The sequence below is a fragment of the Bacillus sp. AM 13(2015) genome (assembly GCF_001518755.1).
In the GTDB taxonomy this organism is placed as follows: Bacteria; Bacillota; Bacilli; order Bacillales; family Bacillaceae; genus Bacillus; species Bacillus safensis.
This window is the reverse complement of sequence record NZ_LKCP01000043.1, coordinates 1-11,971: the sequence shown is the minus strand read 5'-3', so window position 1 is coordinate 11,971 and position 11,971 is coordinate 1. Positions and strand designations below refer to the sequence as shown.

The following is an 11,971-nucleotide window of genomic DNA, read 5'->3' as shown; positions in this document are numbered from 1 at the left end:
AATCAATGGGCATGCAGGATAAAATCTTCCGCGTCGTCGTACCAGAAGAAGAAGAAACGGATATTAAAAATGGTAAGAAAAAAGTCGTCAAAAAGAAAGTATTCCCTGGCTATGTCCTAGTGGAAATCGTGATGACTGACGACTCTTGGTATGTTGTTCGTAATACACCGGGTGTCACTGGATTCGTTGGATCAGCTGGGTCAGGCTCAAAGCCAACTGCGCTGCTGCCAGGCGAAGCTGAAACCATTCTGAAGAGAATGGGTCTTGAAGAACGCAAAACAGAAATCGACTTTGAGCTCAAAGAAACAGTTAAGGTTATCGATGGGCCGTTTGCTAACTTCACTGGCTCTATTGAAGAAATTGATTACGATAAAAGCAAAGTCAAAGTATTCGTTAATATGTTTGGTAGAGAAACACCTGTTGAACTTGAGTTCACGCAGATCGATAAATTGTAATTCAAAAGAGCTTGAAATGAGTGTATAGAAGTGGTAATATAGCAAAGGTACGTCTTGAGTTCACTCAAGATCGCTAGCTAGTTATTTCGTCATTCATATAAAGAATGAAGTTGTTGAGTGGGAGGGGGATTCCCCTATTACCACATCACGGACTTTAAGGAGGTGTGTCTCGTGGCTAAAAAAGTAGTTAAAGTTGTTAAATTGCAAATTCCTGCTGGAAAAGCTAACCCAGCTCCACCAGTTGGACCTGCACTAGGTCAAGCCGGTGTTAATATCATGGGATTCTGTAAGGAGTTTAACGCTCGTACAGCTGACCAAGCTGGTCTTATCATTCCTGTTGAAATTTCGGTTTTTGAAGACCGTTCATTTACATTTATTACTAAAACTCCACCTGCTGCAGTTTTACTTAAAAAAGCAGCTGGTATTGAGTCTGGTTCTGGTGAACCTAACCGTAATAAAGTGGCAACTGTTAAGCGTGATAAAGTACGCGAAATCGCGGAAACAAAAATGCCTGACTTAAACGCTGCTAGCGTTGAATCAGCTATGCGCATGGTTGAAGGTACTGCACGCAGTATGGGTATTGTCATCGAAGATTAATTTTTTGTCTTGTTGGGTTGCGAGTTTGGTTTTGACAAGTTCGCAACCCTTATTCGTGGGAGGTTATTCCGCTAAAACCACATAAGGAGGATTTTTATAATGGCTAAAAAAGGTAAAAAGTATGTAGAAGCTGCTAAGCTGATCGAACGTACTAAAGCGTATGATGTAGCTGAAGCTGTTTCTCTTACAAAAAAAGCAAATACAGCGAAATTTGATGCGACTGTAGAAGTTGCTTTTCGTTTGGGCGTAGACCCTCGTAAAAACGATCAACAAATCCGCGGTGCAGTTGTACTTCCTAACGGAACTGGTAAAACTCAACGCGTTCTTGTGTTCGCTAAAGGCGAAAAAGCAAAAGAAGCAGAAGCTGCTGGAGCAGACTACGTTGGAGATTCTGATTACATCACTAAAATCCAACAAGGTTGGTTCGAATTCGATGTAATCGTTGCGACACCTGACATGATGGGTGAAGTTGGTAAGATCGGTCGTGTACTTGGACCAAAAGGTCTTATGCCAAACCCTAAAACAGGAACTGTAACGTTTGAAGTTGAAAAAGCAATCAATGAAATCAAAGCTGGTAAAGTAGAATACCGCGTTGATAAAGCTGGTAACATCCACGCGCCAATCGGAAAGGTTTCTTTCGAGGACGAAAAGCTTGTTGAGAACTTTGCAACAATCTATGACACAATCCTTAAAGCAAAACCTGCAGCGGCTAAAGGTGTATACGTGAAAAACGTTTCTGTTACATCTACTATGGGCCCTGGCGTGAAAGTGGATCCATCTTCTTTCTCTGCAAAATAATTCTTGACTTATGACAACCATTTTGATAATATCAAAATGTTGTAAAATAGAATAATGTCCATTTATACCGTAGACAGCAGGGGCCTTATGGCTTAATTAACCCGCCGAGGTGTATATGTCACAGTCTTACGTTAACGTATGCTTGTATATACAGCCTCCATGTCTTAATGGAGGCTTTTTATATGGAGAACCGTTCGTTAGGAACGTGATGGCCTGATCGGTATAAGTGTTACACAAAGAATGTACAGGAGGTGTAACCATGAGCAATGCAATCGATACTAAAAAAGTTGTCGTTGATGAAATTACTTCTAAATTTAAAGATAGTATGTCTACTGTCATTGTAGATTACCGCGGTCTTTCAGTTTCTGAAGTGACTGAACTTCGTAAACAGCTTCGTGAAGCTGGCGTAGAATTCAAAGTTTACAAAAACACTTTGACTCGCCGTGCAGTTGAACAAGTTGAACTAACGGGTTTAAACGATTTCTTAACAGGTCCAAACGCTATCGCATTCAGTAACGAAGATGTTATCGCACCTGCGAAAATCATCAACGAATTTGCGAAAAGCCACGAAGCTTTAGAAATCAAAGCTGGTGTCATCGAAGGAAACGTAGCGACTGTAGAAGAAGTGAAGGCTCTTGCGGAACTTCCGTCTCGCGAAGGCTTACTTTCTATGTTGCTTAGCGTTCTTCAAGCTCCAGTTCGTAATCTTGCTCTTGCTACTAAAGCAGTTGCAGATCAAAAAGAAGAACAAGGCGCTTAATGCGTACTTTACGTTTACGTAAAAAAACTTAAAATGGAGGAATTACAAATGGCTTTAAATATCGAAGAAATCATTGCTTCAGTTAAAGAAGCAACTGTACTTGAGTTAAACGACTTAGTAAAAGCAATCGAAGAAGAATTTGGCGTAACTGCTGCTGCTCCTGTAGCTGTAGCTGCTGGTGGCGGTGCTGCTGCTGAAGAAAAAACTGATTTTGATCTAGTGCTTGCTGGTGCTGGAGACCAAAAAATCAAAGTTATCAAAGTGGTTCGTGAAATCACTGGTCTTGGCTTGAAAGAAGCTAAAGAACTTGTTGACAACACTCCAAAACCACTTAAAGAAGGTATTGCTAAAGAAGAAGCTGAAGAACTTAAAGCTAAGCTTGAAGAAGTTGGCGCTTCTGTAGAAGTTAAGTAATCTTCGCCTAATCTTTTGGGAAAGCTCGCTTTTACTGGCGGGCTTTTTCTTTTCTAATCTCCTGAAACGATTGAATCCAGAGGAGGTCCATTCACCATGAGTGACCACTATTATACGGAAAAGCCATCAGTGAAAAGCAATAAACAGACATGGGACTTCACCTTGAGAAACCGTACCTTTACTTTTACAAGTGACAGTGGAGTGTTTTCTAAGAAAGAAGTCGACTTTGGTTCAAGGCTTTTAATTGAAGCTTTCGAAGAACCTGACTTGGATGGCGATGTCTTAGATGTCGGTTGCGGTTATGGACCGATCGGCTTATCGTTAGCAAACGAAATGACTAGCCGTACCATTCATATGATTGATGTGAACGAAAGAGCAGTCGAACTTTCAAAGGAAAACGCTAAACATAATCGCATTGATAATGTTCACATCTATCAAAGTGATTTGTTCTCGAATGTTCATTCCTCAGCTGCTTTTGCCTCTATACTGACCAATCCCCCAATACGGGCAGGGAAGAAAGTTGTACATGCGATCTTTGAAAAAAGTGCTGATCATTTATTGCCGGAAGGTGAGTTGTGGGTGGTTATTCAGAAAAAGCAAGGTGGACCATCTGCGATTGAAAAATTAGAGCAGCTCTTTGGAGAAGTCGAGGTTGTATTGAAAAAAAAGGGCTACTATATAATCAAAGCTAAAAAAGTTTGACGCAGTTTCCTAGCTGTGTTAACATTATAAAATGCCAATGTGTATATTTTGCTTGATAGGCTTAAAAAACAACTATTTTGTATAAATTATGCATACTTGGGAAAACTAATAAAATCGGTATTTGTTTTTGGATGTGGTTTTCTTATTTTAGAAACCCTTTTTTCTTTTGTCTTGTAAAAGTATTTCTTTACTGACATTTGAAAGACAGAAATACTTTTTACACATATAATACGCATGATTTGAGGGGTGAATCAGTTGACAGGTCAACTAGTTCAGTATGGACGACACCGCCAGCGCAGAAGCTACGCACGCATAAGCGAAGTGTTAGAATTACCAAATCTCATTGAAATTCAAACCTCTTCTTATCAGTGGTTTCTTGATGAGGGTCTTAGAGAGATGTTTCAAGATATATCCCCAATTGAGGATTTTACTGGTAACCTTTCTCTTGAATTCATTGATTACAGCCTAGGGGATCCTAAGTATCCTGTAGCAGAATCAAAAGAACGTGATGTAACTTACTCTGCTCCACTAAGAGTAAAAGTTCGTTTAATTAACAAAGAAACTGGAGAAGTAAAAGACCAAGACGTGTTCATGGGTGATTTCCCAATCATGACAGACACAGGTACTTTTATCATTAATGGTGCGGAACGTGTAATCGTTTCTCAGTTAGTGCGTTCTCCAAGTGTATATTTCAGTGGTAAAGTAGACAAAAACGGTAAAAAAGGTTTTACTGCGACTGTCATTCCAAACCGTGGCGCATGGTTAGAATACGAAACTGATGCGAAGGATGTAGTCTATGTACGCATCGATCGCACACGTAAGTTGCCGGTTACGGTTCTTTTGCGTGCTCTCGGCTTCAGCTCTGATCAAGAGATTCTTGACCTCATTGGCGAGAATGAATACTTACGCAACACGCTGGAAAAAGACAATACAGAGAATGCGGATAAAGCACTTCTCGAAATCTACGAGCGCCTCCGCCCTGGAGAGCCGCCAACTGTTGAAAATGCGAAAAGCTTGCTAGACTCTCGCTTCTTCGATCCGAAGAGATATGACCTAGCAAATGTTGGACGCTACAAGATTAATAAGAAGCTTCATATTAAAAATAGACTGTTCAATCAAAAATTGGCTGAAACGTTAGTTGACCCTGAAACAGGTGAAATTCTAGCAGAAAAAGGTCAAATTTTAGACAGAAGAGTTCTTGATAAAGTTCTTCCATACTTAGAAAACGGCATCGGATTTAGAAAGCTTTATCCTAATGGTGGCGTAGTAGAAGATGAAGTAGAACTTCAATCTATTAAGATTTATGCACCGTCTGATCAAGAAGGCGAGCAAGTGATTAACGTGATTGGAAATGCATATGTAGAGGAAGCTGTGAAAAACATCACGCCTTCTGACATCATTGCATCAATCAGTTACTTCTTCAACCTTCTTCATGGTGTAGGTGACACAGATGATATCGACCACCTTGGTAACCGTCGTCTGCGTTCCGTAGGTGAACTTCTGCAAAACAATTCCGTATTGGTTTAAGCAGAATGGAGCGTGTTGTTCGTGAAAGAATGTCAATTCAAGACACAAACACAATCACACCTCAGCAGCTGATCAACATTCGTCCTGTGATCGCTTCTATCAAAGAGTTCTTTGGTAGTTCTCAGCTATCTCAGTTCATGGATCAAACAAACCCGCTTGCTGAATTGACGCACAAACGTCGTCTGTCAGCGCTTGGACCGGGTGGTTTGACACGTGAGCGTGCAGGAATGGAAGTTCGTGACGTTCACTACTCTCACTATGGACGTATGTGTCCGATTGAAACACCAGAGGGTCCAAACATTGGTTTGATCAACTCTCTATCTTCATTCGCAAAAGTGAATCGCTTCGGATTTATCGAAACACCTTACCGCCGGGTTGATCCTGAAACTGGTAAAGTGACACCGAGAATCGATTACTTAACTGCTGATGAAGAGGATAACTACGTAGTAGCACAAGCGAACGCTATATTAGGTGAAGATGGTTCGTTTATTGATGATAATATCATTGCTCGTTTCAGAGGGGAAAACACCGTTGTTCCTCGAAACCGCGTTGACTACATGGACGTTTCGCCAAAGCAGGTTGTTTCTGCAGCGACAGCATGTATCCCATTCTTAGAAAACGATGACTCTAATCGTGCTCTAATGGGAGCGAACATGCAGCGTCAGGCTGTGCCTTTGATGCAGCCAGAATCACCGATTGTTGGTACAGGTATGGAGTACGTATCAGGTAAAGACTCTGGTGCTGCTGTCATCTGCCGTTACCCAGGTGTTGTAGAACGCGTAGAAGCAAAAAATATTTGGGTTCGCCGTTATGAAGACGTTGACGGACAACAAGTCAAAGGAAACCTAGACAAATACAGCTTGCTGAAATTTGTCCGCTCTAACCAAGGGACTTGCTACAACCAGCGTCCTATCGTAAGTGTTGGAGATGAAGTCGTTAAAGGAGAAATCCTTGCAGACGGACCTTCTATGGAAAAAGGTGAATTGGCTCTAGGACGTAACGTCATGGTCGGCTTCATGACTTGGGACGGTTACAACTACGAGGATGCGATCATCATGAGTGAGCGCCTTGTAAAAGATGACGTCTACACGTCTATTCATATTGAAGAATATGAATCAGAAGCTCGTGATACAAAGCTTGGACCAGAAGAAATCACTCGTGATATTCCAAACGTTGGGGAAGATGCTTTACGCAACCTTGACGAGCGCGGAATCATCCGTATTGGTGCAGAAGTAAAAGACGGAGACCTTCTTGTAGGAAAAGTAACGCCTAAAGGTGTAACTGAACTAACAGCTGAAGAACGTCTATTACATGCAATCTTCGGTGAAAAGGCTCGTGAAGTGCGTGATACGTCTCTACGTGTTCCACACGGCGGCGGCGGAATTATCCACGATGTAAAAGTCTTTAACCGTGAAGATGGAGATGAATTACCTCCAGGTGTAAACCAGTTAGTCCGCGTATACATCGTTCAGAAACGTAAGATTTCTGAAGGTGACAAAATGGCCGGACGACATGGTAACAAAGGGGTTATCTCTAAAATCCTTCCAGAAGAAGATATGCCGTATCTTCCAGACGGAACACCGATCGATATCATGTTGAACCCTCTAGGGGTACCATCTCGTATGAACATCGGTCAGGTACTTGAGCTTCATATGGGTATGGCTGCACGTTACCTTGGCATCCACATTGCGTCACCAGTATTTGATGGTGCGCGCGAGGAAGATGTTTGGGAAACGCTTGAAGAAGCAGGTATGTCTCGTGATGCGAAAACAGTCCTTTATGACGGTCGAACTGGTGAACCATTCGACAACCGTGTATCTGTCGGAATCATGTACATGATCAAACTGGCTCACATGGTTGACGATAAACTTCACGCTCGTTCAACTGGACCATACTCACTTGTTACGCAGCAGCCACTTGGCGGTAAAGCACAGTTTGGTGGTCAGCGTTTCGGAGAGATGGAAGTATGGGCACTTGAAGCTTACGGTGCAGCATATACACTTCAAGAGATCTTAACAGTTAAATCGGATGACGTTGTGGGTCGTGTGAAAACATACGAAGCCATCGTCAAAGGGGATAACGTACCTGAACCAGGTGTCCCTGAATCATTCAAAGTGTTAATCAAAGAACTTCAAAGTTTAGGTATGGATGTGAAAATCCTATCTGGCGATGAAGAAGAGATAGAAATGAGAGATTTAGAAGACGATGAGGAAACGAAGAAAGCAGACGGATTAGCGTTATCTAATGACGAAGATGCTGCAGACCTCGCACCTGTCGATCTTGAACGTGACGCAGTCACAAAAGAATAGCAGAAACGATTAGAGCAAGTGACTAGGGTATAACCCGAAGATTAAAAGGGAGGTAGGCCCCTTGCTAGATGTGAACAATTTTGAGTATATGAACATCGGTCTCGCATCACCTGATAAAATCCGTTCTTGGTCTTTTGGTGAAGTGAAAAAGCCTGAAACGATTAACTATCGTACACTGAAACCTGAAAAAGATGGTCTCTTTTGTGAACGTATCTTCGGACCACAAAAAGACTGGGAATGTCATTGTGGGAAGTATAAACGCGTTCGGTATAAGGGTGTTGTATGTGACCGTTGTGGTGTAGAAGTAACACGGGCAAAAGTCCGTCGTGAGAGAATGGGGCATATCGAACTGGCTGCCCCAGTTTCCCACATTTGGTATTTCAAAGGTATCCCAAGCCGTATGGGTCTTGTTCTTGATATGTCACCACGTGCGTTAGAAGAAGTGATCTACTTCGCTTCTTACGTCGTGACAGATCCGGGCAACACACCGCTTGAGAAGAAACAACTTCTTTCTGAGAAAGAATTCCGTGCTTATTTAGATAAATACGGTAATACATTCCAAGCAGCTATGGGTGCAGAAGCAATCAACAAACTTCTTCAAGATATCGATCTTGTAAAAGAAGTAGATACACTGAAAGAAGAGCTGAAAACTGCTCAAGGACAGCGTCGTACACGTGCGATCAAACGCCTTGAAGTATTAGAAGCCTTCCGTAACTCAGGAAACAAACCATCTTGGATGATTCTTGATGTACTTCCGGTGATTCCGCCTGAATTACGTCCAATGGTTCAGCTTGATGGTGGACGTTTTGCTACTTCTGACTTGAACGACCTTTATCGTCGTGTCATCAACCGTAACAATCGTCTGAAGCGTTTATTAGATCTTGGCGCGCCAAGCATCATCGTTCAGAACGAGAAGCGTATGCTTCAAGAAGCTGTCGATGCATTGATTGATAATGGACGTAGAGGCCGACCAGTAACAGGACCAGGAAATAGACCATTGAAATCTCTTTCTCACATGCTGAAAGGGAAACAAGGACGTTTCCGTCAAAACTTGCTTGGTAAACGTGTTGACTATTCTGGACGTTCCGTTATCGTCGTAGGACCACATTTGAAAATGTATCAGTGTGGACTTCCGAAAGAAATGGCTCTTGAATTATTCAAACCATTCGTGATGAAGGAGCTTGTTGAAAAAGGATTAGCTCACAACATCAAGAGTGCGAAGCGTAAAATTGAGCGCGTGCAGCCAGAAGTATGGGATGTTTTAGAATCAGTTATTCGTGAGCATCCAGTCTTACTAAACCGCGCACCGACTCTTCACAGACTTGGTATTCAAGCGTTTGAACCTACACTTGTGGAAGGACGCGCAATTCGTCTGCATCCACTTGTATGTACAGCCTACAACGCTGACTTTGACGGTGACCAAATGGCGGTTCACGTACCATTATCTGCTGAAGCTCAAGCTGAAGCTCGTATCTTAATGCTTGCTGCTCAAAACATTTTGAACCCGAAAGATGGAAAACCAGTTGTTACGCCATCTCAGGATATGGTGCTTGGTAACTACTACCTTACACTTGAGCGCAAAGGTGCTATCGGAGAAGGTATGGTCTTCAAAGATACTGACGAAGCCCTTCTTGCTTATCAAAATGGTTATGTGCATCTTCATACACGTGTAGCTGTTGCAGCTAGCTCGTTGAAGAATGTGACATTCACTGATGAACAGCGTTCTAAATTGTTGATTACAACAGTTGGAAAACTGATCTTTAACGAAATCTTACCGGAATCATTCCCATACATGAATGAGCCGACAAAGAGCAATATTGAAGAAAAAACGCCTGATCGTTTCTTCCTTGAAAAAGGTGAGGATGTAAAAGCTGCGATCGAGAAACAAGAAATCAATGCGCCGTTCAAAAAAGGTATTTTAGGTAAAATCATTGCAGAAATCTTTAAGAGATTCCATATCACTGAGACATCTAAAATGCTTGACCGCATGAAAAATCTTGGTTTCAGATACTCTACTAAAGCCGGTATTACGGTTGGTGTGTCTGATATCGTCGTATTAGATGATAAGCAGCAAATTCTTGAAGAAGCACAAGCAAAAGTAGATAACGTCATGAAGCAATTCAGACGTGGTTTGATTACTGAAGAAGAGCGTTATGAGAGAGTGATTTCAATCTGGAGTTCTTCTAAAGATGTCATCCAAGGTAAACTGATGAAGTCCCTTGATGAAGTCAACCCAATCTACATGATGAGTGACTCTGGAGCGCGTGGTAACGCATCTAACTTCACTCAGCTGGCTGGTATGCGTGGTCTGATGGCCAACCCGGCTGGACGTATCATTGAACTTCCGATTAAATCTAGTTTCCGTGAAGGATTAACTGTATTGGAATACTTTATTTCCACTCACGGTGCGCGTAAAGGTCTTGCCGATACAGCCCTTAAAACAGCTGACTCAGGTTACCTCACGCGTCGTCTCGTTGACGTTGCACAGGATGTCATCATCCGTGAAACAGATTGCGGTACAGACCGTGGAATCTTGGCGAAGTCCATTAAAGAAGGAAATGAAATTATTGAGAAGCTTGAAGAACGTCTAATCGGACGTTTTGCAAGAAAACCAATTGTTCATCCTGAAACAGGCGAAGTCATTGTAGCCGAAAACGAACTAATTGATGAAGATAAAGCACTTGAAGTAGTTGAAGCAGGAATTGAGGAAGTATGGATCCGTTCTGCATTTACATGTAACACGCCTCATGGTGTATGTAAACGATGCTACGGCCGTAACCTTGCAACTGGTACTGACGTTGAAGTCGGTGAAGCAGTTGGAATCATCGCTGCACAATCAATCGGTGAGCCAGGAACTCAGCTTACAATGCGTACGTTCCACACCGGTGGGGTAGCAGGAGACGATATCACTCAAGGTCTACCTCGTATCCAAGAGCTGTTTGAAGCGCGTAATCCGAAAGGGCAAGCGACAATTTCTGAAATTGATGGTGTCGTTGCTGAAATTAACGATGTTCGTGACAAGCAGCAGGAAATTGTGGTTCAAGGCGAAGTTGAAACTCGCTCTTACACAGCTCCTTACAATGCACGTCTAAAAGTTGTTGAAGGTGACAAAGTCACTCGTGGTCAAGTGCTTACAGAAGGTTCAATCGATCCGAAAGAACTTCTTAAAGTGACTGACATGACAGCTGTTCAAGAATATCTGCTTCATGAAGTACAAAAAGTATACCGTATGCAAGGGGTAGAAATCGGAGATAAGCACGTAGAGGTAATGGTTCGCCAAATGCTTCGCAAAGTGCGTGTCGCTGATGCAGGGGATACAGACGTATTACCAGGCACACTTCTTGATGTACATCAATTCACTGAAGCAAACAAAAAAGTACTATTCGAAGGCAAACGTCCTGCAACAGGCCGTCCAGTTCTTCTTGGTATTACAAAAGCTTCGCTTGAAACAGACTCATTCTTGTCTGCGGCATCCTTCCAAGAAACGACTCGTGTCCTAACAGATGCAGCGATCAAAGGAAAACGTGATGAACTGCTTGGCTTGAAAGAGAATGTTATCATTGGTAAACTTGTTCCTGCTGGAACGGGAATGCCGAACTACCGTAAAGTTAAGCCGGTTTCGCAAGTGCAGCCGTCTGACGACATGGTTCCTGTAGAGTAATCTTTCTCAGATTCCTATAAAATCATCAAAAAATGGTGAAGGATGTCAAGATAATCTGTCATATCATATTGACATCCTTCTGCCATGATGATAATATAACCAAGGTGCTCAAAATAAAACCTGTTACTTTGGAGGATATTCGATGTCTTATGATAAAGTATCACAGGCTCAATCCATTATTATTGGTACGAAGCAAACAGTAAAAGCTCTGAAACGAGATTCAGTAAAGGAAGTCGTCGTAGCGAAAGATGCTGATCCTGCTTTAACTGCTAGTGTATTGAAACTAGCGCAAGAGAAGGGTGTAGACATTTTAGTGGTAGATTCCATGAAAAAGCTCGGCAAGGCCTGCGGAATTGAAGTTGGGGCAGCAGCTGTTGCCATTATGTTATAGCGTACTTGTTTTGTTTTTGCATGCTTAAAATGCAAAAACATTGTTTTTTGCCTTTTGATGAACCACCTGGGTATGTGGGTTATAAAAAAAGTAATGAAGGGAGGAATAACAACATGCCTACAATTAATCAGCTAATACGCAAAGGACGCGTGAGTAAAGTTGAAAACTCAAAGTATCCTGCACTTAACAAAGGATACAACAGTTTCAAAAAAGAGCACACTAACGTAACATCTCCACAGAAGCGCGGGGTTTGTACTCGTGTCGGTACAATGACACCGAAAAAACCAAACTCAGCACTACGTAAATATGCTCGTGTACGTTTGTCTAACCTGATTGAGGTAACAGCTTACATTCCTG

8 protein-coding genes, 2 pseudogenes and 1 other annotated feature are annotated in these 11,971 nt (G+C 42.2%); all 10 genes and pseudogenes read left to right on the top strand.

Translation table 11 applies throughout. The features are described from left to right. A partial coding sequence (nusG, locus tag AOQ70_RS06420) for a transcription termination/antitermination protein NusG (RefSeq protein ID WP_059375266.1) occupies positions 1–455 on the top strand: 455 nt, incomplete at its 5' end. A 171-nt stretch (positions 456–626) separates the two neighbouring features. Continuing rightward, entirely contained in the window at positions 627–1,052 is a 426-nt protein-coding gene (rplK, locus tag AOQ70_RS06415) for a 50S ribosomal protein L11 (RefSeq protein WP_003216956.1), read from the top strand. Between the two features lie 99 nt (positions 1,053–1,151). Continuing rightward, the gene (rplA, locus tag AOQ70_RS06410) at positions 1,152–1,850 is read left to right on the top strand and encodes a 50S ribosomal protein L1 (RefSeq protein ID WP_007496292.1); all 699 of its coding nucleotides are present in this window, start codon (positions 1,152–1,154) and stop codon (positions 1,848–1,850) included. Between the two features lie 49 nt (positions 1,851–1,899). Further along, positions 1,900–2,040, top strand: a sequence feature (ribosomal protein L10 leader region). Between the two features lie 69 nt (positions 2,041–2,109). Next, positions 2,110–2,610, top strand: coding sequence for a 50S ribosomal protein L10 (rplJ, locus tag AOQ70_RS06405; RefSeq protein ID WP_024425590.1), 501 nt, complete (start codon positions 2,110–2,112; stop codon positions 2,608–2,610). Between the two features lie 48 nt (positions 2,611–2,658). Then, positions 2,659–3,024: a 50S ribosomal protein L7/L12 gene (gene rplL, locus AOQ70_RS06400; RefSeq protein WP_008345418.1), complete on the top strand. Its 366-nt coding sequence runs from the start codon at positions 2,659–2,661 to the stop codon at positions 3,022–3,024. A gap of 96 nt (positions 3,025–3,120) precedes the next feature. Next, on the top strand, positions 3,121–3,726 hold the full coding sequence (locus AOQ70_RS06395) for a class I SAM-dependent methyltransferase (RefSeq protein WP_039175972.1): 606 nt from the start codon (positions 3,121–3,123) through the stop codon (positions 3,724–3,726). Positions 3,727–3,981: 255 nt separating this feature from the next. Next, a pseudogene (gene rpoB / locus AOQ70_RS06390) lies at positions 3,982–7,562 on the top strand (DNA-directed RNA polymerase subunit beta). A 61-nt stretch (positions 7,563–7,623) separates the two neighbouring features. Further along, positions 7,624–11,223 (top strand): DNA-directed RNA polymerase subunit beta', encoded by a 3,600-nt coding sequence (rpoC, locus tag AOQ70_RS06385; protein ID WP_039175975.1) that lies wholly within the window; start codon positions 7,624–7,626, stop codon positions 11,221–11,223. Positions 11,224–11,365: 142 nt separating this feature from the next. Further along, positions 11,366–11,614, top strand: a complete 249-nt coding sequence (locus tag AOQ70_RS06380; RefSeq protein WP_024425593.1) for a 50S ribosomal protein L7ae-like protein — start codon at positions 11,366–11,368, stop codon at positions 11,612–11,614. A gap of 113 nt (positions 11,615–11,727) precedes the next feature. Beyond that, a pseudogene (locus AOQ70_RS06375) lies at positions 11,728–11,971 on the top strand (30S ribosomal protein S12); the annotation flags it as partial.

What these genes read in the sequence shown, in the direction of transcription:
- AOQ70_RS06380 (WP_024425593.1), top strand. Translation starts at nt 11,366, where the DNA reads ATGTCTTATGATAAAGTATCACAGGCTCAATCCATTATTATTGGTACG.
- AOQ70_RS06395 (WP_039175972.1), top strand. Translation starts at nt 3,121, where the DNA reads ATGAGTGACCACTATTATACGGAAAAGCCATCAGTGAAAAGCAATAAA.
- rplL (WP_008345418.1), top strand. Translation starts at nt 2,659, where the DNA reads ATGGCTTTAAATATCGAAGAAATCATTGCTTCAGTTAAAGAAGCAACT.
- rplA (WP_007496292.1), top strand. Translation starts at nt 1,152, where the DNA reads ATGGCTAAAAAAGGTAAAAAGTATGTAGAAGCTGCTAAGCTGATCGAA.
- rplJ (WP_024425590.1), top strand. Translation starts at nt 2,110, where the DNA reads ATGAGCAATGCAATCGATACTAAAAAAGTTGTCGTTGATGAAATTACT.